Here is a 25,674-nt window from a genome sequence, read left to right on the forward strand (position 1 = left end):
TCGCTGAGTCATGCTTGGAGCACGCAACCGCCGGCGGAAACGCCGCATCGGACGGTGGCGCCCTGACCACGGCCGCTGCGTCGGTGAAGGCGCACCGGACGGTGGCGCCCTGACCACGGCCGCTGCGTCGGTGAAGCCCCCGGCTTGTTCCCATACGCCCTGCCTTCGCCGGCCTCTCGCTGACACCGGGTCTGGCGGCGCCGCTCCCCGTGGCACACCGGTGCTGTCAGTGGCGCCGGTGCGGTCGGCGCCGCGTGCGTGGCGTCGGTCCGGTCGGCGTGCGTGGCGTTGGTGTGGCTGGTGCTGCGTGCGTGGCGTCGGTGCGGTCGGTGCCGCGCCCGTGACGCGGCATGGCCGGCGCCACTCTCGTGACGCCGGCCTGGCGGCGGGCCCCCGGCTCGTGGGTCCGCCGCGAGCTCCCCGGCCGGCCGCACTAGAAGGCCACCAGGGCTTCACGACCGGCCAGAGAGGTCGAAAGGCCCGGACCGGCCGGAGAGGACGGCCCTGACGGTGGGGGAGGGGGACGGCCTGACCCACCGGGAGAGGACGGCCCTGACGGTGTGGGAGGGGGACGGCCTGACCTGCCGAGAGAAGGACGGCTCTGACCGTGTGGGACGGGGACGGCCTGACCCGCCGAGAGGAGGACGGCCCGGACCTGCCGGGGGCGACATCATGGACCGCCCCGGGGGAGCGGACGGCCACGACCGGCCGGGCGTGGAGGGCCGGTCCGGGCAGGATCGGCCGGCCTCTCGCGCCCCCGGCCGCCCGCGGTGGTCGCTCACCCCAGCCGACCCCGCACCTCCTGCCCGGACCGGTGACCGTGGGCTGCGGTCGCAGCCTGGCCTTGCAGCCGCCGTCCCGCCCGACCCGCCACTGCGGAAAGTGAGGCTGGGAGCTCCAGGGTGTGAGGCCGGATGAGCCCACACCCGTCTGCGCGCCTGCGCGAAGCCGGGCGGGGCGGCCATCGCCCTGGCAGCCGTCCCGGCAGACGGCGCCGCCGTCCCCGCCCGGCACCTCGCGCCAGGGGCCTGTGGTCGCACCTGGTCTCGCCTCCCGTAGGGCGAGTCGTCGGGGAGGTGGCCGCTCGCCCTATCCGGCCCTCGCGCCGGCGCGTTGTTGCGGTCGCCTCGGCTCCGGCTCGCGTGGGCCGCCTCGGCTCCGGCTCGCGTGGGTCGCCTCGGCTCCGGCTCGCGTGGGTCGCCTCGGCTCCGGCTCGCGTGGGTCGCCTCGGCTCCGGCTCGCGTGGGTCGCCTCGGCTCCGGCTCGCGTGGGTCGCCTCGGCTCCGGCTCGCGTGGGTCGCCTCGGCTCCGGCTCGCGTGGGCCGCCTCAACTCCGGCGCCCGCGCGAGGGCTGCGGTCGCTCACCTCTGGCGGCCTCGCGCGGGCGGTCGGTCACGGCGGCGGGTCACCCCCCCATCGCACCCCACGAGGCGGGTCACCCCTCGCTCGCGCTGCCAGAGGCGGGTCACCCCTCGCTCGCGCTGCCAGAGCCGGGTCACCCCCGCTCGCGCCGCCAGAGGCGGGTCAGCCGGTACGGCAGGAGACCGAGGGCCAGTTCCAATTGCCGCCATGCTGGATCGTGAAGCCGAACGTGTTGCCGTTGCCGTTCGGCCGCATCGTCATCACGTACCCGCTGGAGTCCCACGACGGGGTGCCGTTCCAGGTGGCGATGACGCGCTGCGGCGGGGTCAGGGTGACGGTGACGATCCACGAGTTGGACCCGGACACGGTCACGGACAGGTTGAACCGGTCGTTCCACTGCTGGCCGGGCGTGATGGTGGCGGTGCAGGAGTCGCCGGGCGGCGGGGTGGTGGGATCGCCTCCGTCGTCGGGTGCGACGGCCCGGCCGGTGGTGGGCGAGATCATGCCGGCGCACAGGTTGCGGCTGCGGAGATTCGCGGCGATCTGGGGGATGGCGGCCAGGGTGGTGGCGTACTGGTCGTGCATGAGGATGACCTGGCCGTTCTGCAGGCGGCTGGCGGCCTGGACGATCTGGGCGGTGCTGGCGCCGTTCCAGTCCTGGGAGTCGACGTCCCACAGCACCTCGGTGAGCCCGAGCTGCTGCGCGACGGACCTGACCGTGCCGTTGGTCTCCCCGTACGGCGGGCGGAACAGCCGGGGCGCGCTGCCGGTCGCCTGCTGGATCGCCTGCTGGGTGCGCTGCAGCTCGGAGGCGACCTGCGAGCTGCCGAGCTGGGTCAGGTGGGGGTGCGACCAGCTGTGGTTGCCGATCCACATGCCGGCGTCGCGCTGTGCCCTGACCAGGGAGGGGTTGTTCTGGGCGTTCTGGCCGATGTTGAACATGGTGGCGCGCAGGCCGTTCGAGGTCAGGGCGTTGAGCAGGTTGGCGGTGTTGCCGGGGTTGGGCCCGTCGTCGAACGTCAGCGCGACGTAACCCGCGCTGCAGTCGGCGGCTGCGGTGTGGCGCTGCGCGGCGGAGGCCGAGGCGACGGCGGAGGTCACGGTCACGGCGAGGCAGGTGGCGAGGAGCCCGCTTAAAAGCGCGGTGGCGAGCGCGCTGCGGCGTTTCCTTTCGATCATGCTGGTCCCTTTGATCATTTCGGGGGCTGCACCTGCCGGTCATTGTGAGTACGCCTCCGAAATGTGTCAACGAGAAGCAGAAATGTTTCGGTACATCATCGGTAAAAGCCCGGGTAACAGCGGCTCTCACGTGTATCTATAGCGGCCGAAAATTATCGGAACCATGAAAGCTTCTTTCAGTCCTACGGCAGGGGTCGGTCAACGGCGGCCCCGTAGTCGGTCACGGCCGCGACCGGGCGAGAGTCGAAAGGTATTCTCGGCAATAGATGCAGATTTGTGCGTCTATGTCAGCTCCTGTCCCTTATATCCGGGAAGGTGAGGTGATCTGAACAGCCGTGAAGATCCACACGCTCGTCACCTTCTGACAAGGGAGAGTGCCCCATGTCCGGCAACAAGGGAGTCGTGTACGAAGGCCCAGGCAAGGTCGAGGTGCACGAAGTCGACTATCCCGATTTCGAGCTCAAGGACGGCCCCGGCGTCAACCCGGCCAACGTGGGGCGCAAGGTACCCCACGCCGCCATCGTCAAGACCGTCGCGACCAACATCTGCGGCAGCGACCAGCACATGGTCCGCGGCCGTACGACCGCGCCCCAGGGGCTCGTGCTCGGCCACGAGATCACCGGCGAGGTCGTCGAGACGGGGCCAGGTGTCGAGTTCATCAAGACCGGAGACCTGGTGTCCGTGCCGTTCAACATCTCCTGCGGCCGATGCCGCAACTGCAAGGAGGGCAAGACCGGCATCTGCGAGAACGTCAACCCGGACCGGCCCGGCTCGGCGTACGGGTACGTCGACATGGGCGGCTGGGTCGGCGGGCAGGCGCAGTACGCGCTGGTGCCGTACGCGGACTGGAACCTGCTGAAGTTCCCCGACAAGGACCAGGCGATGGAGAAGATCCTCGACCTGGCGATGCTCTCGGACATCTTCCCGACCGGCTACCACGGCTGCGTGACCGCAGGGGTGCAGCCGGGCTCGACCGTCTACATCGCCGGCGCGGGTCCCGTGGGGCTGGCGGCAGCCGCGTCCGCGCTGCTGCTCGGGGCCGCCGTCGTCATCGTCGGCGATCTCAACGAGCAGCGGCTCGAACAGGCGCGCAGCTTCGGCTGCGAGACCGTGGACGTCTCGCTGGGCGACCCGAAGGACCAGATCGAGCAGATACTCGGCGAGCCCGAGGTGGACTGCGCCGTGGACGCGGTCGGGTTCGAGGCGCGCGGCCACGGCCGCGAGGCGCAGACCGAGCGCCCGGCGACCGTGCTCAACACGCTGATGGACGTCACCAGGGCGGGTGGCGCGCTCGGCATTCCCGGCCTGTACGTGACCGGCGACCCGGGAGCCGCCGACGAGGCCGCCAAGCAGGGCTCGCTGTCGATCAGGATCGGCCTCGGCTGGGCCAAGTCGCACGCCTTCACGACCGGCCAGTGCCCGGTGATGCGCTACAACCGGCAGCTCATGCAGGCGATTCTGCACGATCGCGTACAGATCGCCAAGGCCGTCAACGCGACGCCGATCCCGCTGGACGAGGCGCCGCGCGGCTACCACGAGTTCGACGAGGGCGCGGCCCGCAAGTACGTGCTCGACCCGAACGGCTACCTCGGCGCCGCCGCCTGAGCCCGACGCGCCTCCGGAGGCCGCCTCTCGTGGCCGGCGGCCTCCGGTACGGTGTCGCGCGTGCTCTGCGGCTCTCCCGGCACCGTCCTCGTCGTCATCCGCGGCAACTCCGGCTCCGGCAAGACCAGCGTCGCCCGCGCGCTCAGGCAGGCGTACGGCCGCCGCGGCCTCGCCCTGATCGGCCAGGACGTCGTGCGCCGCGACATCCTGCGCGAGCACGACCCGCAGCGCAGCGAGTTCACCGTGGAGCAGATGCGGCGGTGGTACCGCGAGCGCGATCTGCTGCCGGGCGGGCGGGAGACGATCGTGGGGCAGGACAGCACGCCGCAGGAGACCGTCCGCAGAATTCTCGACGCCACCGGCCTGGCTCCTCACCAGACCCCATGAGCCCGCACGAAAAGGACAGCTTCCGAAAAACCCGTTGAACGAGCGAGTACTCACTCATTAGCCTCGATCCCATGAGTATGAGGCGAAGGGTGCCGGCGAGTAAGAGGCGAAGGGTGCCGGCGATGGCGCCGGAAGACCGCCGGGCCGCACTCGTCGAGGCCACGCTCCCCCTGCTGCGCGAGCACGGCACCGCGGTGAGCACCCGGCAGATCGCCGAGGCCGCCGGCGTGGCCGAGGGCACGATCTTCGGCGTCTTCCCCGACAAGGCGTCGCTCGTACGGGCGACGCTCGTGCGCGCGTTCGACCCCCGGCCGGCGGTCGAGGAGATCGAGGCCGTCGGCACCGAGCTCGAACTGCGCGCCCGCCTGGTGCGGGTGGTCGGCAAAGTGCGCCAGGGCATGGCGATCAACGAAAGGCTGCACATCGCTGCCAGAGACCTCGCGATGGAGGACGAGGAATTCGGCCGGCATCTCGTCGACAGCCGCAACCGGATCATCGACGCGCTGGCCGCCCTCATGGAGCCCGACCGCGACCGGCTGCACCGTTCTCCCCGGACCGCGGCGCACCTGCTGCTCATGCTGATCGCGGTCGCCGCGCAGGCGAAGTCGAGCTATGGCGCCGACGAGATCGACGACATGGACGACGCCCAGATCGTGTCCCTGCTCCTCGACGGGCTGCTCGTACGGCCGTCGCAGCAGCGGCACGACGACGACCTCGTGCTGCTCGGCCGGCTGCTCGACCAGCCGGAAACCCCCACCCCTGACACAGAAAGCAGTAGTTGATGCTGTTCCGTCTCCTGCGCGTCCAGCTCAGGCCGTACGGGAAAGAGATCACGCTCGTCGTCCTCTTCCAGTTCGTCCAGACGCTGGCCACGCTCTACCTTCCCACGCTCAACGCCGACATCATCGACGACGGCGTCGTCAAGGGCGACACCGGCACGATCCTGCGCGTCGGGCTCGTGATGCTGGGCGTCACGCTCATCCAGATCACCTGCTCGATCGTGGCCGTCTACTACGGCGCCTACACCTCCATGGCACTCGGCAGGGACCTGCGGGCCGCGGTCTTCCACCGGGTGCAGGACTTCTCCGTCCAGGAGGTCAACAAGTTCGGCCCGCCGTCGCTGATCACCCGCAGCACCAACGACGTGCAGCAGATCCAGCTCCTCGTCATGATGACGCTGATCATGATGGTGGCCGCGCCGATCATGTGCGTGGGCGGCATCGTGCTGGCGGTGCGGCAGGACACCGCGCTGTCGTCGCTGCTGCTCGTGGTGCTGCCGGTGATGGTCGTCGCGGTCGGCCTGATCGTCGTACGGATGCGGCCGCTGTTCCGCCTCATGCAGGAGCGCATCGACCGCATCAACCAGGTGCTGCGCGAGCAGATCACCGGCATCCGGGTGATCAGGGCGTTCGTCCGCGACCAGCACGAGCGCGAACGCTTCGCCGTGGCCAACGACCGGCTCACCGACGTCTCGCTCAAGGCCTGGCTGATGGCGCTGATGTTCCCCTCGGTCATGCTGATCGTGAACCTCTCCAGCATCGCCGTCGTCTGGTTCGGCGGCCACCGCATCGCCGGCGGCGACATGCAGGTGGGCGCGCTGACCGCGGTCATCTCCTACCTGATGCAGATCCTCATGTCAGTGATGATGGCGACGTTCATGTTCATGATGATCCCGCGCGCCGAGGTCTGCGCCGAGCGCATCAAGGAGGTGCTCGACACCGAGCCGACCGTGCATCCGCCGGCGAAGCCCGTCACGCCCGAGCGCCGCATCGGCGAGCTGGAGCTGCGCTCGGTCGGCTTCCGCTACCCAGGCGCGGAGGAGCCGGTGCTGTCGGACATCACGTTCACCGCCCGTCCCGGGCGCACGACCGCGATCATCGGCGGCACCGGCAGCGGCAAGACCACGCTGCTCAACCTCATCCCCAGGTTGTTCGACGCGACCGACGGCGAGGTGCTGGTCGACGGCGTCAACGTACGCGACCTCGACCCGGCCGTGCTCTCCCGCATCGTCGGCCTGGTCCCGCAGGCGCCCTACCTCTTCTCCGGCACCGTGGCCTCCAACCTCAGGTACGGCCGCCCCGACGCCACCGACGAGGAGCTGTGGCACGCCCTGGAGATCGCGCAGGCCCGCGAGTTCGTCGAGGCGATGCCGCACAAGCTGGAGGAGCCGATCGCGCAGGGCGGCACCAACGTCTCCGGCGGCCAGCGCCAGCGCCTGGCCATCGCCAGGGCCCTGGTGCACCGGCCGGAGATCTACCTCTTCGACGACTCGTTCTCGGCGCTCGACTACGCGACCGACGCCCGGTTGCGGGCCGCGCTCGCCGAGGAGATCACCGACGCCACCATCGTGATCGTGGCCCAGCGGGTCAACACGATCCGCGACGCCGACCGCATTCTCGTGCTCGACGACGGCCGCTTGGTCGGCAGCGGCACCCACGCCGAGCTCATGACGACCTGCCCGACGTACCGGGAGATCGTCCTGTCCCAGCTCACCGAACAGGAGGCCGCGGCATGACGACCCAGGCACCCGCGCGCCGGCCCCAACCGCAGATCGGCCCAGGCCGCATGATGGGCGGGCCGCCGGAGAAACCGCTCGACTTCGGCGGCACGCTGCGCAAGCTGCTGCGGCTGCTGCGGCCGGAACGCGCACATGTGATCGTCATCCTGCTGCTCGGCGCGTCCAGCGTCGCGCTCACCGTGATCGGCCCGAAGATCCTCGGCCACGCCACCGACCTGATCTTCTCCGGCGTCATCGGCGAACGGCTCCCGGCCGGCGTCACCAAGGAGCAGGCGGTGGCCGGGCTGCGCGCCCAGGGCCAGGACACCTTCGCCGACATGGTCGCCTCGATGCACGTCGTGCCCGGCCAGGGCATCGACTTCACCGAGCTGGCCCAGGTGCTCGGCTGGGCGCTGGCCGTCTACCTGCTGGCGGCCGGGCTCGGCATCGCGCAGTTCCGCATGACCACCACCGTCGTGCAGCGGGCCGTCGCCCGGCTGCGCGAGCGCATCGAGGGCAAGCTGAGCCGGCTGCCGCTGCGGTACTTCGACGACCAGCCGCGCGGCGAGATCCTCAGCCGCGCCACCAACGACACCGACAACATCGCCCAGAGCCTCCAGCAGACGATGGGCCAGCTCGTCACCTCGCTGCTGACGGTCGTCGCGGTGCTGGCCATGATGTTCGTGATCTCGCCGATCCTGGCGCTGATCGCGGTCGTCACGGTGCCGGTGACGGTCGTCGTCACCGCGTTCATCGGCAAGCGGTCGCAGCCGCAGTTCATCGCGCAGTGGGCCGCGACCGGCAAGCTCAACGGCCACATCGAGGAGATGTACGGCGGCCACACGCTGGTCAAGGCGTTCGGCAGGCAGAAGGAGTCGGCCGAGACCTTCACCGAGCACAACCAGGCGCTGTTCACCTCCGGCTTCCGCGCCCAGTTCATCTCCGGCGTCATCCAGCCGGCCATGATGTTCATCAGCAACCTCAACTACGTGCTGGTCGCCGTGGTGGGCGGGCTCAAGGTGGCGTCGGGGTCGATCTCGCTGGGCGACGTGCAGGCGTTCATCCAGTACTCCCGCCAGTTCAGCCAGCCGCTCACCCAGGTGGCCGGCATGGCGGGCCTGGTGCAGTCGGGCGTCGCCTCCGCCGAGCGGGTCTTCGAGCTGCTTGAGGCTGCCGAGCAGTCGGCCGAGCCGGCCGAGCCCGCGCGGCCCGAGCAGGTCAGGGGGCGGGTGGCGTTCGAGAACGTGTCGTTCTCCTACAGCCCCGACCGGCCGCTGATCGAGAACCTGTCGCTCACCGTCGAGCCCGGCCAGACCGTGGCCATCGTCGGCCCCACGGGCGCGGGCAAGACCACGCTGGTCAATCTCATCATGCGCTTCTACGAGGTGACCGGCGGCCGCATCACGATCGACGGCGTGGACATCGCCGAGATGCCGAGGGAGGAGCTGCGCTCCAACATCGGCATGGTGCTGCAGGACACCTGGCTGTTCGGCGGCACGATCGCCGAGAACATCGGCTACGGCGCCGAGAACGCCACCCGCGCGCAGATCGAGGCCGCCGCCGAGGCCGCCCACGTCGACCGCATCGCCCACACGCTGCCCGACGGCTACGACACCGTCATCGACGAGGAGGGCGCGGCGGTCAGCGCGGGCGAGAAGCAGCTCATCACGATCGCGCGGGCGTTCCTCGCCGAACCGGCGATCCTGATCCTGGACGAGGCCACCAGCTCGGTCGACACGCGTACCGAGGTGCTCATCCAGCGGGCGATGAGCAAGCTGCGCAAGGGGCGGACGAGCTTCGTCATCGCCCACCGGCTGTCCACGATCCGCGACGCCAGCCTCATCCTCGTCATGGAGAACGGGCAGATCGTCGAGCAGGGCACGCACGAGTCGCTGCTCGCCGCGGGCGGCGCGTACGCCCGCCTGCACGAGGCGCAGTTCGCGCAGCCCGTGGCGGAGGTCGAATAGCCGAGGAGCGGTGCGGGAGGGGCCGCGCGGGCCCTCCCGCAACCCGCCGTCAGGTAAGGGCCTGGTCGATGCGGATGAACGTGGCGCCCTGGGAGACCGCGCGGGCGCCGAGCACGTGGCCGTCGCACATCCGCGTCTCGCCGCCCGACCGGTCGATCACCTTCCACGTCACCGGCGCCCCGCACGGCTGACCCGGCCGCGGGGTGCTCCGGCTCCACCCGCACACCCGGCACTTCGACACGCCCGCCATGGAGGAGAGCGTGTTGCCGTGCTCGGGGCAGACCGCCCAGGCCAGGCCGCACGGCTCCACCTGCAGCCTGGCCAGCTCGGTCGCCGCGCGCCGCAGGTCGTCGGTGCTCCTGGCCAGCCAGTCGGCGGCCTGCCGCGCCGCCGCCAGGGGGTCGGCGCCGGGCGACGCGCCGGCGTCCGGGGTGGTGACAGGGGAGGGGTGGGCGCACAGGGCGCGGACCTCGGCGGCGAGTGCTTCTGCCCGGTTCGCGAGTGCCCGCAGTTGCGCCGGAGTGACGGTCATGGACGCTCCACAAAAGGCCGATGTGGTGACGATCTCGACCCTACGTTCTGGCGGCGCCGCCCACGCCGGGAGCGCCGCCTTCCCCGGTCAGGCGGGCGAGAGTTCGAGGTTGCCGGAGTCGCTGGTCAGCTGGATCGAGCGCTGCGCCTTGGCGTCGCCGGTCGTCTTGATGTCCTTGTCACCGGAGTCGGTCTTGGCGGTGATCCGGTACGGCCCCTCGGGGACGCGTACCTCGGTGTCCCCCGAGTCGGTCTCGGTGGTGAGCGAATCCGGCGGCCCGGCGAAGGCCAGCGTCACGTCGCCCGAGTCGGACTTCGTGATGACCCGCTTGCCGCTCAGCTCGTCACCCTTGATCGAGCCGGAGTCGCTGGTGACCTCCACGTCGCCCGCGACGCCGATCACCTTCACATCGCCCGAATCGGAGGCCAGCTTGAGGCGGGTCGCCTTGGGCACCTCGACCCGGTAGGACACGTCGCAGGTGACGCCGGCCGCGCCGAGCCCCCACGCGGTGGGGCACTCGAACGCCAGCTCCAGCGTGTCGCCGCGCACGTCGTGGGACGTGGTCGGCTTGTCCTTGCGCCACTGCAGCCGCTCGGTCACGTGGATGCCCTCACGGTCGGACCCGACCACCTCGATGGTGCCGCTGTCGGTCGTGACCCGCAGCGCCGCCACCTTGTCAGGGACGTCGTACGAGACGGAGTCCTCGCTCACGTAGCCCCCCACGCCGCAGGCCGTCGTCACGGCCGCGAGCCCGGCGAGACCCGCGATCAGCACCGCTCTCCTCATCGTCATGTCGCACCATTCTTCCGGGGCGGGCCCGCTTCGCCCTCCGGGTCATCCCTGGAATCACCCCTGAAAGCGGGGGCTTCGGCCCGGCGGGGTCTCAGGACAAGTCGCACGTCGTCGTCGGTATCCACGGATTGGCCGGCATCTTGGCGCTGACGTTGGAGTAGCCCGGGTACTTCCACCGGCACACCGCGGCCAGGTCTATCGTCGAGTCGGAGCCGTTGCAGCCGGTGTAGGTCCACCCGGCGGTGTACGAACCCGAATAGCCCTTGGCCTTGCAGTACCCGTCGACGTCCGACCACGAGATCGTGCCCGTGGTGGGCTCGGGGGCGGGCGCGGCGGAGGTGCGCTTGGAGGCCGGTGACCTCGATGCTTTCGCGGTGGGTTCGGGCGTGCGGGTCGCCGGTCTGCGGGTGGGCGTCGCGGACGCCTTCCTCGTCGGAACGGAGGTCCTCGTCGGAACGGAGGCAGGGGTCGGGGCGGCGGTCGTGGCGGGGACGCGGCGCGGCGCGGTGGGCGTGGCGGATCTGGGCCGTGAGCTCGCCAGGTCCTTCGCCCTGCGGGTCCTGGCCTCGGCGGGCTTGCGCTCCTCCGTGGGCTCTTCTGCGGGTTCTTCTGCGGGTTCTTCGGTCGTCGTCTCGGCGGTGGGCTGCGGCGGTGGCTGCGTGGCGGTTGGCACGGGGGTGCGGGCCGCCGCCTCAGGCCGGGAGACGGCGGGCGACAGGGCGTACCAGCCGATCCCGGTGGCGGCGATCACGGCCACCGCCCCGACCGGGACGGCCACCTTCAGCGCGCGCGTCCTGCCGCGCGGAGTGGGTCCGGTGTCGAGCGCGGCCCCCTGCACCTGCGCGCTCGGGCCGGTGTCGGCGGAGGGCGGCCCCTGAACGGCGCCGAAAGGTCTGGAAGGTGGTCCTTGGACGGCGCCGGAGGGTCCGGAGGGTCGTCCTTGGACGGCGCCGAAGGGTCCGGACGGCGGCCCCTGAACCACGCCGAAGGGGCCGGACGGCGGGCCCCCGGGCGATGACGGATTCCCGGGCGGGTTCCCAGGAGCGGATGGGTGCCCAGGAGCGGATGGGTCTCTGGAGCACGGCGGGTTTCCGGGGCTCGGCGCGGGACCCAGGCTGGGCATGCGCGGGTCCGTCAACGAGGCGAACGCCCGTAACCGCTCCACCACCTGCGCCGACGCCGGACGGCGCGTCGGATCCTTGGCCAGGCAGTCGCGCAGCAGCCAGCGCAGCCGCTCGTCAAGCGGCGTCAGGTCGGGCTCGCTCGTCAGCACCGCGTGCAGCGTCGCCGGGATGCCCTCGCCGCCGAACGCGCGCCGGCCCGTGGCGGCGTAGTACATGGTGGCGGCCCAGGCGAACATGTCGGCGGGCGGCCCCACCTCGCCGCCGGAGATCTGCTCGGGGGCCATGTACGCCGGGCTGCCGAACGGCTGGCTGCTGATCACCGACAGGCTCTGGTCGAGCGCCTTGGCGATGCCGAAGTCGATCACTACGGGACCGTCGGGCCCGAGCAGCACGTTGGCCGGCTTGAAGTCGCGGTGCACCACCCCGGCGGCGTGGATGGCGGCCAGCGCCGTGGCGGTGTTGATCGCCAGCCGGTGCAGCGCCGCCGCGCCGCGCGGCCCGTCGTCGCGTACGGAGGTCTGCAGCGACGGTCCCGGCACGTACTCGCTGACGATGTACGGCCGGCTCCAGGCGAACCCCGAGTCGAGCAGCTGGGCCGTGCAGAACGGCGCCACCCGCTTGGCCGTCTCCACTTCGCGCAGGAAGCGGTCGCGGGCGCCGTCGTCGGCGACGAGGTGGGCGTGCAGCAGCTTGATCGCGACGAGGGGGCCGCCGGGGGCGCGGCCGGCGTACACGACGCCCTGCCCGCCGCTGCCGAGCCGCCTCTCGATCCGGTAAGGGCCGACCGTGGCGGGGTCCTCGGGGGACAGGGGCGGTAGGCCGTTGTCGTCGGTGTTCAGGGCGTCTTCTCCGTGGTCGGGATGGTGGGATCACCGGGGGGCTTGTGCGCCCATGGCGAGTCCGGGACGGGCGCGCCCGGCGGCAGCCGGGCGACCAGCCCCTCGACGGCCGCGCTGAGCAGCAGCACGAAGAGGTCCTCCGGGGTGTGGTGGGGGATGCCGGACTTGGCCTGACGCAGCAGTGCCGAGTCGTCCATCGAGGCGAGCGCCTGCGCGACGACCGGCGACCCGGCGATGGTGGCCCGCTCCTCCTGGGCCACCGTGAGGCCGAGCGCGATGATCGAGACGCCGGAGGCGATGACGGTCGCGGCGGCGGGATCGTAGCCGCGCCTGCCGAGGGCGAGCAGCTCCTCCTCCATCAGCCGGAGACCGGACGCCCCGCGCGGGAACAGGCGCAGCATGTAGGAGGCGCAGCCCGGATGGGCGAGCGCGAAGCGGTGCAGCTGCAGCGCGAAGCTCACCAGGTGGGCGACGAGCGGCTCGTCGGGGTCGTCGGCCAGCCGCAGCTCGTCGAGTATGGCCTCGCCGACCAGCGTCTCCAGGTCGGCGCGGCTCGGCACGTGGCGGTAGATCGCCGCCGTGGTCACGCCGAGCGCGTCGGCGACGCGCTGCATGGTCAGCTCGTTGAGCCCGATCCGCTTGCCGGCCGCGATCACGTCGGCGACGGTGAAGCTCGCCGGGCGGCCACCCGTCCGCACCGGATCACCCCCTAAGTTATGGACCGTAACTTAGGGGAGCGGTAGTACCCGCGCAAGCGGCTTGGATTGCTGGAACGTTCCCGGGTCGCAAGCCCGTCAATGGCGCGCTGCGCCGTGCCGTCCGGCCCTTGCGGGTCTTGAGTAACCGTTGAAGCAGCGCCGCGCGGGGCGGGGCGATGTGACGAGTTCGCCTATGTCCGAGGCCGGACCGTGTCCTTTGAATTGCTCTTCAACACCGCTGTTTCGGCGCCATTGAAGGCCGAACCGCGGGCCTCGCCGGCCCGTACCCGGAATCATGAGGTGGAGGGTATGTTTAGTGTTGACCAGGGAAAGCGCCGGAGGACGGGCCATCGGAGGCACGACACGCCCCTGAGATGCGATTCCTGCTGAAGAGCGTTACAGTACCTGCAACGTAAACGTATTTGGAGCACCTAATGGCGAAGCGCATTGTTGAATCCTTTATCGATGACATCGACGGCAGTGAAGCCGAGGGCACGACGAGGTTCGCGCTCGACGGCACCAACTACGAGATCGACCTGTCGGGAGCCAACAGAGAGAAGCTCGAGAAGGCGCTGGCGCCGTTTATCACCAAGGCCAGGGCCGTCCGCGCCGACCGGGGCGGACGCGGCCGCCGCGGCGGCTCCTCGCGTGCCGTGAGCCGCGAGAAGGCCACCGAGATCCGCAAGTGGGCCAAGGCCCAGGGTCTGCCGGTGAGCGAGCGAGGCCGCATCGCCTCCTCCGTCGTCGAGCAGTACGAGGCCGCTCACTGACGGATCCGGACACGGATCCGCTGACGGACGCGCCGAGGGGCGCGACGACCTCGCGTCCCCTCCGTCCGGCAGAGCCGGTGACGTGACTCCTCGCGCCGGAGGCGCCCGCTTCGCCGCCTTCGCCGCGCGCCGCCGGACAGGGTCGAGCCCCCACCGGGCCCCTATCCGGCGAGCGCCGGAGTCGCTCCACCGTCTCCCTTCCGAGCCGCTCTCCCGAGCAGGGCGGAGACCGGGCGAGGAGCACTTACGGCGGCCACGGCCGGGCCCGCCACGATCAGACATACGCGGGCCTGCTGCCGCCGCACGGGTGCCCCAAGAGTCCTCACGGGCCGGGCCGGGCCGCCGCCGCCCGGGTGCGCCCCTGAGAAACCCACACGGGCGAGCCGCTGCCGCACCTGAAATCCGCGCTGCCAGAGATCACGGGCAGTGCGCGTTCTTCGCTCCCGACGCCGTCACCATGCGCGACGAGGCGCTCCTGTACGACCTCGGTCCCGCCGGCGGGCAGCGCGTCGCGGGCGGCCGCGCCGCCTGCTCGCCGGCTACGACGGGGCCGGACCCGTCAGCAACTGGTCGGGCACCACCTTGGGCAGCCCGCGCAGCCACGTCTCCAGGTCCGAGGGCCACCACCGACCGGCCGCCAGGCGGCCCAGCTCATGGGCGACCGCCGACGACGACGCGGGCACCGGCACCACCCGTACGGGCGCCTCCCCCGCCAGCACGCCGAGCCACCAGTGCCGCCACGTCTGTGGCATGTCGCCGGACTCCAGCACCAGGTAGTAGTCGGGCAGCGCCAGCCGGTCCGCCCGCAGGTCGGCGAGCGCGGCCTCGATGGCCACCTCCAGCGCGCCGACCACGCCCGTGCCGTCGAAGTACGCGGTCCACGCCGCGGCCACGTCGGCCAGCGGGTCGGCGTCGTGCACCACGTACGTGGCCGCCGACCTGGCCGCGAGATCCGTCACCTCGGCCGCGGTGCGCTCGCCGCGCCGGATCGCGTACACGTTGTGCCGGTCGTCCAGCCCCGCGATCACGTCAGCGGCCCCATCCCCGGCGACCACGACCACCGTACTGCTCAAACGCCGCATATCCGGCAGTTTATGCGCCCGCCGTCCGGACGAGCCGCCGGTGCGGCGTGGCGCCGGCCGCGACGACGGTCGCGTTCGCCACCATGGGAGACGCCGGCCACACAAGGCGAGGGGGATGGATGCGGGCGATCGCGGCCATGGCGGTGACGCTCGCGCTCGTCGCCGCCCCCGTACAGGCCGCCGAGGACGATGACGACGGGAACGGCGACGGCAAGAAGCCGGTCTGGCGCACGCTCACCTCTTTCTTCGTCTCGCCCGAGTCGCCGCACCAGAACGACGTCATCCGCGTGCTCCTGCACTGCCCGGACGCCGCCAGCCACGCGATCGTCGGCTCGACGGCCTTCCCCATCAAGGGCTCCTGGCGCACCTTCCGCGAGGTGGGCGTGGGTCTCACGGGGCGGAACTTCGGCAGGCGCGGCATCATCATCTCCCGCTTCGCGCCGCCTGGGCACCACGAGGTGCGGATGAAGTGCGTCAAGGTGCGGATCGACAGGAAGAAGGGCATCAGGAAGGTCAAGGTGATCAGCCGCGCGTCGGCGTCGCTGACCGTGCGCCCCTTCCATATCGGCCAGTACTTCTGAACCGGCCAGTACTTCTCGCCAGCCCTTGCCGGACCCGGCCGCTCTCATCCCGGCCCTCGCCGGAGCCGGCGCCCCCGGCCGTGCCCGCCGGAAACGGCCCCTTCCGCCCGCGGGAGGAAGAGGCCGCACGGAACTCACTTCTGCTGGGCCAGCCACTCCTCGAACGTGGTCGGCATGATGCGTACGCGCTCGCCCGGCAGCAGCACGTCCCCCGCCATCGACGGCCCGAACAACCCCGACCAGGTCGGCACCAGCTTCACCTCGCGCCCCCGTACCTGGTGCGTGCGCCGTGCCATGTCCACGAGGTCCTGCGGGTCGGGCCCGGCGACGTCGGCATAGCGGCCCTGGGGCTCGCCGAGCGCGACCTCGGCCAGCACCGCTGCGACGTCCTCGGGCGCGATGGGCTGGACGAGCAGCGGCGCGATGGTGGCCACGCCGTCCTTCTCCGTCCAGCTCGCGACCATCTCCGCGAAGTCGTGGAACTGCGTGGCCGGCACGATCGTCCACGGCACCGGCCCTGCCTCCACCAGCCGCTCCTGCTCACGCTTGCCGGCGTAGTGGGCGTTGCCCGGCACGCGGTGGACGCCCACGATCGACAGCAGCACGTGGTGCCGAACCCCGGCGCGCTGCTCGGCGGCCAGCAGGTTGCGGGTGGTGGTGCCGAAGAACGCGACCGTCTCCTCCACGCCCCCCGGCGGGCCGTTGAGCGCGTCGATGACCGCGTCGGCCCCGGCCAGCGCCTGGTCGAGCCCCTCGCCCGTGGTCAGGTCGACGCCGAGCGACCGGCTGATGCGGACGACCTCGTGCCCGTCCTTCTCAAGGATGGCGGCCGTCCTGGAGCCGATGTTGCCGGTGGCTCCGGCGACTGCGATGCGCATGGTTGATCTCCCCCATGTGTGCGATGACGTCACGAACTATATCTCGGACTTTTCGGATCCTCAATATCTCAGATTATGCTGGTCGTCGTGAAGTTGCCTGTGAGCACCGAATGGCTGTTGCACTGCGCCACGACCCTGGCGCAGCTCGACCCGGGAGCGACCGCGTCGGCCGCACAGCTCGCCGACTACTACGACCTGCCCGCTCCCTACCTGGCCAAGCAGCTCCAGGCGCTGGTCAGAGCGGGGGTGCTGGCGACGACGACGGGGCCGAAAGGCGGGTTCAGGCTCGGCCGGCCGCCGGGCGAGATCACGCTGCTGGAGATCGTGGAGGCGGTGGACGGGGCTGCTTCGCCGTACGAGTGCCGCGAGATCCGGATGCGGGGGCGCGGCGCGCTGCCGCCCGAGGACTGCAGGGAGACCTGCGTGCTGGCGGCGAAGATGTTCGAGGCCCACGAGGCGTGGCGGCGCAGCCTCGCGGCGGTCACGCTGGCCGATGTGCTCGCCGACCTGCCGCCCACGGCTCCGGCCCGCACCCGCTCCATCATCGCGGGCATACCGAGAACGCCCCGCTGACCCCCGCGAACGGGGCCGGCGGGGCGTACGCGTGGCTCCGCCGGGCTGACTCCGGTGAGCGGAAGGGGTCAGCGGGGCGTGGATGGTGTTCCACCGGGCCGCGCGGAGGGAGGAGACCCGCGCCTCGCCCGGTGAGAGCCCGCCCGGCCGCCACGACCGCCGGACGGACCCGGTCTCATCACGCGAGCCCGATGGTCATTCCGCGAGCCCGATGGCGGCCCCCGGGCACACGGCGGCCGCCTCGCGCACCGCGGCGTGCTGGCCCGCGCCCGGCGTCTCGTCCAGCAGGATCACGATGCCGTCGTCCTCACGCTGGTCGAACACCTCCGGCGCGAGCAGCACGCACTGCCCCGCACCACAGCACTTGTCCTCGTCGATGATGACCTTCATCGGTGTCCGTCTCCTCTCGAACGGGGTGTCACCAGCGGACGGGCAGCGTACGCAGGCCGCCGACCGCCAGCCCCTCCACGCGCTCCAGCTCTTCCACGGGCACGGCCAGCTCCAGCGACGGGAGCCTGCGCAGCAGCACCTCCAGCACGACCTGCAGCTCGGTTCGCGCCAGCGCCTGGCCGAGACACGAGTGCGCGCCGGAGCCGAACGCGAGATGCGGGTTCGGGCTGCGGGTCATGTCCATCTCGGAGGCGTTGGCGAAGGCGCGCTCGTCGCGGTTGGCCGCCGCCATGCTGCAGATCACCGTGGTGCCCTTGGGCAGCACCTCACCGCCGACCTCCGCCTCGACCGGCAGGTAGCGGGGCAGGCCGACGCCGGCGTTCGCGTCCATGCGCAGCGACTCCTCGACCGTCGTACGGATCAGCGCGGGCTCGTCCAGCAGCCGCTCCCACCGGCTCCGGTCGGCGAGCAGCATCGCGACCATCTTGCCGATCATGTTGGCGGTGGTCTCGTGCCCGGCAACCAGCAGCCCCATGCCCGTCACCAGGATCTGCAGGTCCGACAGCCCGCCCTGCTCGGGACCGCCGGCCGCGAGCAGCTCGCTGAGCAGGTCCTCGCCCGGCTGCTCCCGCTTGGCCGCGACGTGGCCGGACATGTACTCGAAGAACTCCGCCTGGGCGGCGTCGATCTCCTCCTTGGAGTAGCGGGTGAGGTTGAGGAACGTGTCCGACCAGTACGAGAACCGGTCGCGGTCCTCGGCGGGCACCCCGAGCATGTCGCAGATCACGTACACCGGCAGCGGGAAGCCGAGCGACGCCTTGAGGTCGGCGGGCGCGCCGCGCTTGACCATGTCGTCGATGAGGTCGTCGGCGATCTGCGTCATCGACGGCCGCAGTGCCGCCATCCGCTTGGCCGTGAACCACCGGCCCACCAGCCGCCGCCAGTGCTGGTGGCCCTCGCCGCCGTCGGGGATGATCTGCGCGATGTCGCTGTTGAACACCCCGCCGCCGTCCGCCGACAGCCGCGCCGCGTCGGGGGCGGTGAGCCGGCGGGTGAAGCGCGGGTCGGCGAGCACCGCCTTGACGTCCTCGTACCTCGTGATGAGCCGCGCGCCGTCGCCGCTCGGCAGCTTCACGTGCGCCACCGGGCACTCCGCGCGCAGCCGCGCCCACTCCGCGGGCGGGTCGAGCGCCGCGTCGTTGGGGATCGGGTAGTTCAGGACCTGCTCGTTGGCACTCATGCGGCCTCTCCTCGTGTTCGGATGGTCCGCCGCCCGGCGCGGGCGGCTCGGTGATGCCGGTGACGCCGCCTCACGCGGGCGTGAGGTGCTGCTGGCGCAGCACGCGGGCCTGCTTGGCCATGTTCCAGCCGAGCACGCCGGTGATCCGGCCGTCCTCGCGGTAGACGGCGGCGAAGCGGCGCTGCTCGGGATCGCCCTCCGCGATGCTCGTCTCGGCCGCGGCCGACGGCAGGCCGTGCGCCTGGATCTTGACGTCGTACTGGTCGGTCCAGAAGTAGGGGATCGGCGTGTACGCCCGGTCCGCGCCCAGCAGGTTGGCCGCCACGACCTGGGCCTGCTCGGTGGCGTTGGTCCGGTTCTCCAGGCGCAGCCTGCGGCCCAGCCCTTCGTGATGCCAGGACGCCACGTCGCCCACCGCGTAGACGCCGTCGGCCGCCCGGCAGCGCGCGTCGCACTCCACCCCGTCGCCCAGCCGCAGCCCGCTGCCCTCCAGCCAGCCGGTGGCCGGGCGGGAGCCGATGGCCACCACCACGGCATCGGCGTCGAGCGTCTCGCCGGTGGCCAGGCGCACGCCCGTCACCCGCCCGGCCGTGCCGGTCAGCGCCTCGACGGCGACGCCGAGCCGCAGCCGCACCCCCTGCTCGGCGTGCGTACGGGTCAGGTGATCGGCGATGACGTCGCCGAGCTGGTCGGCGAGGATCGCCCTGCCCATGCCGACGAGCGTCACGTCGAGGCCCATGCCCCTGGCCGTCGCCGCGATCTCCGCGCCCAGCACGCCCTCGCCGACGACCACCAGCCGCCTGGCCGCGGTCAGCCCGAGGCGCAGCGCGAGCGAGTCGTCAAGGCTGCGCAGTACGTGCACGCCCGCGAGGTCGTCCTGGCCCGGCAGCCGGCACGGGACCAGGCCCGTCGCGATGACGACGGCATCGGCGCGCACCACGCGGCCGGACGCCGTGGTGACCGCCCGCGCCTTCGCGTCCAGGGCCGTGGCCGGCTCGCCGCGTACGAAGCCGGCGCCCAGGGCGTCGAGCTGCTGCTGCGTGCGGAGCTGCGCGCGCTCCGGCTCCCACGCCCCGGCCAGCACCTGCTTGGACAGTGGCGGCCGGTCGTAGGGGAGGTGCGGCTCGGCGTCGAGCAGCGTCAGCCGCCCGGTGTAGCCGTTGCGCCGCAGTGCCTCGGCCGTGCCCAGACCCGCGGCCGAGGCGCCGACGATCAGGATGCTCTCTGGCGGTGTCACTCCGCCTTCCTCCCGTCCCCGGCTGCATGTATGCGCATATGTCCTGGTCCTTTCCGCCCTCTCGCCCCGAACATTACCCACACATGTAGGAAAACCTACACCTGTCGTCAGAAGGTAGGGTGAAGCGCGTGGCGACCTCGAGAGCAAGCAACACACCATCGGGTGATCGGCGCGTCCGCCGCACTCAGGCCGCCCTCGCCCGTGCCCTGCTCCGGCTCGTCGAGGAACGCGACCTGTCCCGCATCGCCGTCGCCGACGTCGCCGAGCTCGCCGGAGTCAGCCGCTCGACCTTCTACGACCACTACCGCGACGTGCACGAGCTGGCCGAGGCCGCCTGCACCGCGATGATCGACCGGCTCATCGAGTCGCTGCCCATGCCCGGCCTCGACGCCGACGACCCGCTCGCCGAGGCGGCCGCGTCGCTGGAGGCGTTCTTCGCCAGCCTCGCCGAGCACGCCGGGCTCTACCGCGCGCTGCTCGGCCCTCAGGGCAGCGCCCGCGTCGCCGACCACATCCGCCGCCGCACCGCCGCCGCCATCGAGGCCCGCCTGCACGAAGAGTCCACCCGCGCCGGCGCAGGACCAGCCGAGCCCGCCGCCCGCGCCGGCGTGCGTCCGTCCGAGCCTGCCGCCCGCCCCGGCACGCCCGGCGACCGTGGCGACTCGCAGGACACGCACGACGTGGTCGCCGCCTTCACGGCCGGAGCGCTCATCGGCGTCGCCGCTGACTGGCTCCAGCGCGGCTGCCCCCGCCCTCCGTCGGAGATGGCCGCCCTCACCTGGCCCCTGATCGCCGCTGTCCACCCCATCCCCGTCCGCCAGACCCCCTCACGCACCCCTGCGACGGACGACACCCACCCGCGCACGTGACTCGGCCCGCCCACTGACCGTCGGGGCGCGTGCTCAGCCGGTGTGGTGCGGTCAGGTCGGCCGGAAGCGGGAGCGGGCGGGCGCCGGCACCCTGCTCGACCACCCGCTCCGGTTCCGCGCAGCGCCCGGCCCGGTCTCGAATGCGGGCGGTTGATCCACCTAGGATGCGGTTCATGCCGCTTCACCTCCCCCCGCCCGACGACCGGCTGTCCGGACACACCGGCTGGACCAGGGCCCACTGGGAGGCGATGGCCGACCATCTGCTGGCCTCGGTGGTGCCGTACGCCACCGAGGGCTTCGCCCAATACCGGCTGCCCGGCAAGCCCAGCATCTCCGGTACGGTCAGCGACGGGCTCGAAGGCTACGCGCGCACGTTCCTGCTGGCCGCGTTCAGGATCGCGGGGGCGCGCGGCGAGGTGCCGCCCGAGCTGATCGAGCGGTACGCGACCGGCCTGATCTCCGGCACCGACCGCGGCCACCCCTACGCCTGGCCGGAGCTGACCGACATGGCGCAGCCGCTGGTCGAGGCCGCTTCCATCGCGATCGCCCTGCACGAGACCCGGCCCTGGCTGTACGACGGGCTCACGCCGGAGCAGCAGGAGCGGGTGGTGAGCTGGCTGGCCGGGTTCATCGGCAAGCGCACCCCGGACAACAACTGGGTGCTGTTCCGGGTGATCGTCGAGCAGTTCCTGGCCGAGGTGGGCGGCCCGTACGAGCCCGGCGAGATCACCGGCGGCCTTGAGCGCATCGAGGAGTGGTACACCGGCGACGGCTGGTACACCGACGGCACGGGCAAGAACTACGACTACTACTGCGGCTGGGCCCTGCACCTCTATCCGTCGCTGTGGGCCAGGATGGCGGGCGACACCGCCCGCGCCGAGCGGTACGCCGAGCGCCTGCGCCTCTTCCTCGAGCAGTACCAGCACTTCTTCGCCGCCGACGGCGGGCCCGTGCACCAGGGGCGGTCGCTGACGTACCGGTTCGCGACCGTCGCACCGCTGTGGCTGGGCGCGCTGACCGGCGCCACGCCGCTGCCGCCCGGCCGGACCCGCCGCCTGGCCAGCGGCGTGCTGCGGCACTTCGCCGAACGCGGCGCGCCCGACGAACGCGGCCTGCTCACCCTCGGCTGGTACGACCCCTTCCCGCCGGTCGTCCAGCCCTACTCCGGTCCGGCGTCGCCGTACTGGGCCAGCAAGGCGTTCCTCGGCCTGCTGCTGCCGCCCGACCACCCGGTCTGGACCGAGCCCGAGGAGCCGGCCGCGATCGACCTGGCCGACCAGAGCGTGGCCATGCCGGCGCCCGGCTGGCTGATCGAGGCCACCCGTGGCGACGGCGTCGTACGCCTGCTCAACCACGGCAGCGACCGCGACCGCGTCAGGAACCCCGACGGCCCGCCCGACCCCCACTACCTGAGGCTCGCCTACACCAGCCACACTGGGCCCGAGGCGAGCGGCGTGGACAACAACCTGGCCGTCATCGCGCCGGGCGGCGCCACGTACCTGCGGCGGGTCATCGAGCCCCTCGCCGTCTCCGACGGGTTCGCCGCGTCGGCGTGGCAGGACGGGGAGGTACGCGTGGTGACGGCGGTCGTCGCGGCGGGCGCGTCAGAGATCAGGATCCACCAGGTCACCGCACCGGCCGGGCACCACGTACGCGACGGCGGCCACGCGCTCGCCGATGCCGCGCCGCCCGAGCTGCGGCAGGGCGACGGCGTGGCCTCGGCCCGGCGCGCCGACGGCCTGACCAGCGCCGTACGCGCCCTGCACGGCTTCACCGGCACCGGCCTGGCCACGGCGGAGCACGCCAACGCCTTCGGCCCCTGCTCCGCCACCCCGTACGCCGTCGCGATCGGACACCCGGGCGGCACCGCCGTCTACGTCAGCCTCGTCCACCTGTCGGGAACGCAAGCCGAGCCGCCCGCACCGTCGGTGACGGTGACGGACGACGCGGTTCTCCTGGGCCTGCCGGACGGCCAGACGGTCACCGTCCGGCTCGGCCCCGTCCCCGCCTGCACCCGCTGACCCGCCGGCACCGTGTCCTCGACGGCGCCGCCACGGCGGGCGCCCGCACCCCCGGAAGGCGCCCGGGCGGCGGCGCGGGGTCACTTCTTGAAGGCGTCCTTGACCTTCTTGCCCGCGTCCTTCACCTTCTCGCCGGCCTGCTTCAGGCCGCCCTCGGTCTGGTCGGCGCGCCCCTCGGCCTGCAGCCGCTCGTCGTCGGTGGCGTCGCCGATGTTCTCCTTCGCCCGCCCCTTCAGCTCCTGAGCCTTGTTGCGGATCTTGTCGTCGGTGCTCATGCCCGTTCCCTCCCGCTCGTCGGATGCGATCCCTCACCTAACCGAGCGGGAGGGCGGGAAACATCAGGCGTTCCTGAGGTGCTCGGCGGGCGACGGCCAGGACGCGAGCCGGGCGTGGATCTCCTCGCGCGCCGGGAGCGTGAGCGCCTCGGCGTACGCGCTGGACAGCAGCTCCTCGATCGAGACCCGCTCACCGGTCTCGGCCGCGTGGACCGCCGCCTCCACCATGGCCAGGCTGCCGATGTTACGGGCGATCGCCCCCGAGGGCGTCGGGCCGCCGCGCACCGCCGCGACGAACTCCACCAGCGCCCCGGCGATCTGCTCGTGCTCGCCGGGCGGCACGTCGGCGGCCCCGTCGAGGCTGGAGGTGATCCGGTGCTCGCCGTCCCAGGTGGCGCTGCCACCGGGGCCGACGGCCCGCCACTCGCCGTTCCACGAGGTCTCCAGCCCGTCGGCGCACCAGCTTCCGTTGTAGACGTAGCGGGTGCCGCCTTCGAAGCGGAAGGTCGCGGTGGCGGAGGCGTCGCCGCGGTACCAGCTCCACGGCGGGTTCCAGCTCTCGCACGTCACCGACACCGGCTCGGCGCCGAGCAGGTAGCGGGCCGCGTCGAAGGCGTGGATGGCCATGTCGACGAGCAGCGGCTGGGGCATCTCCTCGCGGAACCCGCCGAATCGCGGCCCGCGGAAGAACGACGTGGCGAGCAGGCCGGGCGGGCCCAGCCTGGCGATCAGCCGCCGGTACTCGGCCAGCGCGGCGTAGTAGCGGCGCGACTGACTGATCATCAGCAGCCGCCCCGACGCCTCGGATGCGGCGGCCTGCAGCATGGCCTCGGCCAGGGTCGGCGCTGCCGGTTTCTCGCACAGCACGGGCACGCCGGCGAACAGCGCCTCGACGCTGACGGAGGTGTGCGCGGCGGGGACGGTGACGTTGACGACCGCGTCCGGCTCGACCCGCGCGAGCAGCTCGCCGAGCGAGCCCGCGACCGGCGCCGCACAGCCCACCTCGCGTACGGCGGCCCGCGCCCGTTCGACATCGAGGTCGGCCACCCCGGCCACCTCGACGTCGGCCGACGCCGTCAGCGTGCGCAGCCAGGCCATGCCCATCGCGCCCGCGCCCACCTGGACGACGCGCAGCCTCCCGCTCACTCGGCGTCCTTGTTGTGCATCGCGCCCCGGTAGCCGTGCCCGTTGAAGAAGTCGCCCATCTCGTAGCGCAGCAGGGTCGGCAGCGCCCGCCGGTCGGGGTCTCCTGCGGCCCACTCGACCCCGTTGGCGATCACCTGCAGCACGTCGGGGTGGTGGTAGACGGGATAGTCCTGGTCACCCGGGCTGAAGTAGAAGATCTTGCCGTTGCCGCGCCGGAACGTACAGCCGCTGCGGAACACCTCGCCGCCGGTGAACGAGCTGATGAAGATCAGCTCGTCGGGGGTGGGGATGTCGAAGAATTCGCCGTACATCTCCTGGGCGGGGATCTCGATGGGGTGCGGCACGCCGCGTGCGATGGGGTGCGTCGGGTTGACCGTCCAGATCAGCTCGCGGTCGTTCTCGCTGCGCCAGCGCAAGGTGCAGGTCGTGCCCATCAACTTGGTGAAGATCTTCGACCAGTGGCCGGAGTGCAGCACCACCAGGCCCATGCCGGACAGCACGTGCCGGTGCACGCGTTCGACCACCTCGTCCGCCACCTCGGCATGCGCCGCATGGCCCCACCAGGTCAGCACGTCGGTGCCGGCCAGCACCTCCTCGGTCAAACCGTGCTCGGGGTCGTCGAGGGTCGCGGTGGAGACCTTCGCCCGCTCGCCCAGCCGGGCCTCGATGCCGCGCCTGATGGCGTTGTGCATGCCGTCGGGGTAGATCTCCCTCACGTGGGGTTCGACCTGCTCGTGCCGGTTCTCGCCCCACACCAGGACGTTGAGGGTTCGAGCGTTCATGCGGACGTCCTTTCCCGTCGTCATTTGACCGCGCCGCTGACGGCGCCGGCCGCTATGTAGCGCTGTGCGAAGATCAGCAACAGCCCCGCGGGGATGGACGCGAGCACGGCCGTGGCCATGACCGCGGCCCAGTCCTGCGAGTTGGCGCTGATGTAGTCGTAGATGCCGAGCGTGATCGGCCTGACCTCGGGCGTGCTGGTCAGGGTGAGGGCGAAGAGGAAGTCGCTCCACGCCGACAGGAAGGTGAACAGGGCGGCCGTGACGATCGCGTTCTTGCTGATCGGTACGACGATCGCGAGGAACGCCCGCAGGTTGCCCGCGCCGTCCACCATCGCCGCCTCCACCAGCGCCGGCGGGATGGAGCCCATGAACGCCCTGATGAGCAGCACCGCGAAGGGGATGCCCGCGGCGGAGTTGGCCAGGATCAGCCCGAAGACGTTGTTGATCAGAAAGAGCGCGTTGAACAGCGGGTAGAGGGCGTTGGCGATGACCATCGCCGGGATCATCTGCGTGATCAGCAGCACGAGCAGGAACACGTTCCCGGTCTTGGTACGGAAGCGGGCCAGCCCGTACGCGGCGGGCGTCGCGACGGCGAGGGTGAGCACCACGGTGCCGAGCGCGATGACCAGGCTGGTGACGAAGTTGCGGCCCTGCTCGGTGACGGCGGTGACGTAACCGCTGAGATCTGGACGTACGGGGAAGAAGTCGGCGGCGGCGGCCCCGGAGGCGGCCTGGAGGCTGGTGTTGACCATCCAGTAGACCGGGAAGATCATCACGGCCAGGAAGAGCACGCCGAGCATCGTCATGGGCAGCGTGCGTGCGGTGGAGGTGGGGTTCACGTGCGTCAC

24 protein-coding genes are annotated in these 25,674 nt (G+C 71.8%); 10 read left to right on the plus strand and 14 right to left on the minus strand.

The genetic code is table 11. The annotated features are described in order from the left end of the window. Nucleotides 1-1,524: 1,524 nt before the first annotated feature. Nucleotides 1,525-2,541 (minus strand): polysaccharide deacetylase family protein, encoded by a 1,017-nt coding sequence (locus WBK31_RS02755; protein ID WP_378784790.1) that lies wholly within the window; start codon nt 2,539-2,541, stop codon nt 1,525-1,527. Between the two features lie 381 nt (nt 2,542-2,922). Here WBK31_RS02755 and fdhA point away from each other — a divergent pair, with 381 nt between their 5' ends. The 5 genes from fdhA (at nt 2,923) to WBK31_RS02780 (ending at nt 8,997) form a co-directional block, all read left to right on the plus strand. Then, nucleotides 2,923-4,146, plus strand: coding sequence for a formaldehyde dehydrogenase, glutathione-independent (fdhA, locus tag WBK31_RS02760; RefSeq protein WP_364058039.1), 1,224 nt, complete (start codon nt 2,923-2,925; stop codon nt 4,144-4,146). A 60-nt stretch (nt 4,147-4,206) separates the two neighbouring features. Then, nucleotides 4,207-4,533 carry an AAA family ATPase gene (locus WBK31_RS02765; protein WP_364058036.1) on the plus strand — a complete coding sequence of 109 codons (327 nt, stop codon included), beginning with the start codon at nt 4,207-4,209 and terminating at the stop codon, nt 4,531-4,533. 122 nt (nt 4,534-4,655) lie between these two features. Then, nucleotides 4,656-5,315 (plus strand): helix-turn-helix domain-containing protein, encoded by a 660-nt coding sequence (locus WBK31_RS02770; RefSeq protein WP_364058033.1) that lies wholly within the window; start codon nt 4,656-4,658, stop codon nt 5,313-5,315. Next, nucleotides 5,315-7,048 (plus strand): ABC transporter ATP-binding protein, encoded by a 1,734-nt coding sequence (locus WBK31_RS02775; RefSeq protein ID WP_406674286.1) that lies wholly within the window; start codon nt 5,315-5,317, stop codon nt 7,046-7,048. Before WBK31_RS02770 ends, WBK31_RS02775 begins: the two co-directional genes overlap by 1 nt. Next, on the plus strand, nt 7,045-8,997 hold the full coding sequence (locus tag WBK31_RS02780) for an ABC transporter ATP-binding protein (RefSeq protein ID WP_364058027.1): 1,953 nt from the start codon (nt 7,045-7,047) through the stop codon (nt 8,995-8,997). The genes WBK31_RS02775 and WBK31_RS02780 overlap by 4 nt, the downstream gene beginning before the upstream one ends. 49 nt (nt 8,998-9,046) lie before the next feature. Here the strand turns inward: WBK31_RS02780 and WBK31_RS02785 are convergent, their stop codons facing one another. The 4 genes from WBK31_RS02785 to WBK31_RS02800 all read right to left on the minus strand — a co-directional run bounded on the left by WBK31_RS02785 (nt 9,047) and on the right by WBK31_RS02800 (nt 12,982). After that, nucleotides 9,047-9,529 carry a hypothetical protein gene (locus tag WBK31_RS02785; RefSeq protein WP_364058024.1) on the minus strand — a complete coding sequence of 161 codons (483 nt, stop codon included), beginning with the start codon at nt 9,527-9,529 and terminating at the stop codon, nt 9,047-9,049. Between the two features lie 87 nt (nt 9,530-9,616). Then, nucleotides 9,617-10,321, minus strand: coding sequence for a DUF4097 family beta strand repeat-containing protein (locus WBK31_RS02790; protein ID WP_364058021.1), 705 nt, complete (start codon nt 10,319-10,321; stop codon nt 9,617-9,619). Nucleotides 10,322-10,412: 91 nt separating this feature from the next. Next, nucleotides 10,413-12,284 (minus strand): protein kinase domain-containing protein, encoded by a 1,872-nt coding sequence (locus WBK31_RS02795; protein WP_406675440.1) that lies wholly within the window; start codon nt 12,282-12,284, stop codon nt 10,413-10,415. Continuing rightward, the gene (locus tag WBK31_RS02800) at nt 12,281-12,982 is read right to left on the minus strand and encodes a TetR/AcrR family transcriptional regulator (protein ID WP_364058018.1); all 702 of its coding nucleotides are present in this window, start codon (nt 12,980-12,982) and stop codon (nt 12,281-12,283) included. The genes WBK31_RS02795 and WBK31_RS02800 overlap by 4 nt, the downstream gene beginning before the upstream one ends. Nucleotides 12,983-13,416: 434 nt before the next feature. Between WBK31_RS02800 and WBK31_RS02805 the strand changes: the two genes are divergently transcribed. Continuing rightward, nucleotides 13,417-13,752 carry an Lsr2 family protein gene (locus WBK31_RS02805; RefSeq protein ID WP_364058015.1) on the plus strand — a complete coding sequence of 112 codons (336 nt, stop codon included), beginning with the start codon at nt 13,417-13,419 and terminating at the stop codon, nt 13,750-13,752. A gap of 539 nt (nt 13,753-14,291) precedes the next feature. Here the strand turns inward: WBK31_RS02805 and WBK31_RS02810 are convergent. Beyond that, nucleotides 14,292-14,834 carry a hypothetical protein gene (locus tag WBK31_RS02810; RefSeq protein ID WP_406674287.1) on the minus strand — a complete coding sequence of 181 codons (543 nt, stop codon included), beginning with the start codon at nt 14,832-14,834 and terminating at the stop codon, nt 14,292-14,294. Nucleotides 14,835-14,953: 119 nt separating this feature from the next. Here WBK31_RS02810 and WBK31_RS02815 point away from each other — a divergent pair, with 119 nt between their 5' ends. Next, nucleotides 14,954-15,415 (plus strand): hypothetical protein, encoded by a 462-nt coding sequence (locus WBK31_RS02815; RefSeq protein WP_364058009.1) that lies wholly within the window; start codon nt 14,954-14,956, stop codon nt 15,413-15,415. A gap of 134 nt (nt 15,416-15,549) precedes the next feature. Here WBK31_RS02815 and WBK31_RS02820 read toward each other — a convergent pair whose 3' ends face one another. Beyond that, nucleotides 15,550-16,293, minus strand: coding sequence for an NAD(P)H-binding protein (locus WBK31_RS02820; protein WP_364058006.1), 744 nt, complete (start codon nt 16,291-16,293; stop codon nt 15,550-15,552). Between the two features lie 87 nt (nt 16,294-16,380). Here WBK31_RS02820 and WBK31_RS02825 point away from each other — a divergent pair, with 87 nt between their 5' ends. Continuing rightward, complete coding sequence (locus WBK31_RS02825; protein ID WP_364058003.1) at nt 16,381-16,866, plus strand: Rrf2 family transcriptional regulator; 486 nt, start codon at nt 16,381-16,383, stop codon at nt 16,864-16,866. Nucleotides 16,867-17,061: 195 nt separating this feature from the next. On the opposite strand, the gene WBK31_RS02830 is transcribed toward WBK31_RS02825, so the two are convergent. The 3 genes from WBK31_RS02830 to WBK31_RS02840 form a co-directional block, all read right to left on the minus strand. Further along, nucleotides 17,062-17,256, minus strand: a complete 195-nt coding sequence (locus WBK31_RS02830; RefSeq protein WP_364058000.1) for a ferredoxin — start codon at nt 17,254-17,256, stop codon at nt 17,062-17,064. Between the two features lie 28 nt (nt 17,257-17,284). After that, nucleotides 17,285-18,496, minus strand: coding sequence for a cytochrome P450 (locus WBK31_RS02835; protein ID WP_364057997.1), 1,212 nt, complete (start codon nt 18,494-18,496; stop codon nt 17,285-17,287). Nucleotides 18,497-18,566: 70 nt separating this feature from the next. Next, nucleotides 18,567-19,733, minus strand: a complete 1,167-nt coding sequence (locus WBK31_RS02840; RefSeq protein ID WP_364057994.1) for an FAD-dependent oxidoreductase — start codon at nt 19,731-19,733, stop codon at nt 18,567-18,569. A 128-nt stretch (nt 19,734-19,861) separates the two neighbouring features. Here WBK31_RS02840 and WBK31_RS02845 point away from each other — a divergent pair, with 128 nt between their 5' ends. Both WBK31_RS02845 and WBK31_RS02850 read left to right on the plus strand, forming a co-directional pair. Then, nucleotides 19,862-20,602, plus strand: a complete 741-nt coding sequence (locus WBK31_RS02845) for a TetR/AcrR family transcriptional regulator (protein ID WP_364057991.1) — start codon at nt 19,862-19,864, stop codon at nt 20,600-20,602. 173 nt (nt 20,603-20,775) lie between these two features. After that, entirely contained in the window at nt 20,776-22,623 is a 1,848-nt protein-coding gene (locus tag WBK31_RS02850; RefSeq protein WP_406674288.1) for a DUF2264 domain-containing protein, read from the plus strand. An 80-nt stretch (nt 22,624-22,703) separates the two neighbouring features. Here WBK31_RS02850 and WBK31_RS02855 read toward each other — a convergent pair whose 3' ends face one another. From WBK31_RS02855 to WBK31_RS02870, 4 genes are all read right to left on the minus strand, one after another. Further along, nucleotides 22,704-22,898: a CsbD family protein gene (locus WBK31_RS02855; protein WP_364057984.1), complete on the minus strand. Its 195-nt coding sequence runs from the start codon at nt 22,896-22,898 to the stop codon at nt 22,704-22,706. 63 nt (nt 22,899-22,961) lie between these two features. Further along, nucleotides 22,962-24,044: a Gfo/Idh/MocA family oxidoreductase gene (locus tag WBK31_RS02860; protein WP_364057981.1), complete on the minus strand. Its 1,083-nt coding sequence runs from the start codon at nt 24,042-24,044 to the stop codon at nt 22,962-22,964. Further along, the gene (locus WBK31_RS02865; protein WP_364057978.1) at nt 24,041-24,826 is read right to left on the minus strand and encodes a ThuA domain-containing protein; all 786 of its coding nucleotides are present in this window, start codon (nt 24,824-24,826) and stop codon (nt 24,041-24,043) included. The genes WBK31_RS02860 and WBK31_RS02865 overlap by 4 nt, the downstream gene beginning before the upstream one ends. Before the next feature lie 20 nt (nt 24,827-24,846). Further along, the gene (locus WBK31_RS02870; RefSeq protein WP_364057975.1) at nt 24,847-25,665 is read right to left on the minus strand and encodes a carbohydrate ABC transporter permease; all 819 of its coding nucleotides are present in this window, start codon (nt 25,663-25,665) and stop codon (nt 24,847-24,849) included. Between the last annotated feature and the right edge of the window lie 9 nt (nt 25,666-25,674).

The sequence above is a fragment of the Nonomuraea sp. N2-4H genome, from assembly GCF_045291505.1.
Lineage (GTDB): Bacteria > Actinomycetota > Actinomycetes > Streptosporangiales > Streptosporangiaceae > Nonomuraea > Nonomuraea fastidiosa.

Coding starts and splice junctions, on each gene's coding strand:
- WBK31_RS02755 (WP_378784790.1), bottom strand. CDS start 2,541: ATGATCGAAAGGAAACGCCGCAGCGCGCTCGCCACCGCGCTTTTAAGC.
- fdhA (WP_364058039.1), top strand. CDS start 2,923: ATGTCCGGCAACAAGGGAGTCGTGTACGAAGGCCCAGGCAAGGTCGAG.
- WBK31_RS02770 (WP_364058033.1), top strand. CDS start 4,656: ATGGCGCCGGAAGACCGCCGGGCCGCACTCGTCGAGGCCACGCTCCCC.
- WBK31_RS02775 (WP_406674286.1), top strand. CDS start 5,315: ATGCTGTTCCGTCTCCTGCGCGTCCAGCTCAGGCCGTACGGGAAAGAG.
- WBK31_RS02780 (WP_364058027.1), top strand. CDS start 7,045: ATGACGACCCAGGCACCCGCGCGCCGGCCCCAACCGCAGATCGGCCCA.
- WBK31_RS02785 (WP_364058024.1), bottom strand. CDS start 9,529: ATGACCGTCACTCCGGCGCAACTGCGGGCACTCGCGAACCGGGCAGAA.
- WBK31_RS02790 (WP_364058021.1), bottom strand. CDS start 10,321: ATGACGATGAGGAGAGCGGTGCTGATCGCGGGTCTCGCCGGGCTCGCG.
- WBK31_RS02805 (WP_364058015.1), top strand. CDS start 13,417: ATGGCGAAGCGCATTGTTGAATCCTTTATCGATGACATCGACGGCAGT.
- WBK31_RS02810 (WP_406674287.1), bottom strand. CDS start 14,834: ATGCGGCGTTTGAGCAGTACGGTGGTCGTGGTCGCCGGGGATGGGGCC.
- WBK31_RS02815 (WP_364058009.1), top strand. CDS start 14,954: ATGCGGGCGATCGCGGCCATGGCGGTGACGCTCGCGCTCGTCGCCGCC.
- WBK31_RS02820 (WP_364058006.1), bottom strand. CDS start 16,293: ATGCGCATCGCAGTCGCCGGAGCCACCGGCAACATCGGCTCCAGGACG.
- WBK31_RS02830 (WP_364058000.1), bottom strand. CDS start 17,256: ATGAAGGTCATCATCGACGAGGACAAGTGCTGTGGTGCGGGGCAGTGC.
- WBK31_RS02835 (WP_364057997.1), bottom strand. CDS start 18,496: ATGAGTGCCAACGAGCAGGTCCTGAACTACCCGATCCCCAACGACGCG.
- WBK31_RS02850 (WP_406674288.1), top strand. CDS start 20,776: ATGCCGCTTCACCTCCCCCCGCCCGACGACCGGCTGTCCGGACACACC.
- WBK31_RS02855 (WP_364057984.1), bottom strand. CDS start 22,898: ATGAGCACCGACGACAAGATCCGCAACAAGGCTCAGGAGCTGAAGGGG.
- WBK31_RS02865 (WP_364057978.1), bottom strand. CDS start 24,826: ATGAACGCTCGAACCCTCAACGTCCTGGTGTGGGGCGAGAACCGGCAC.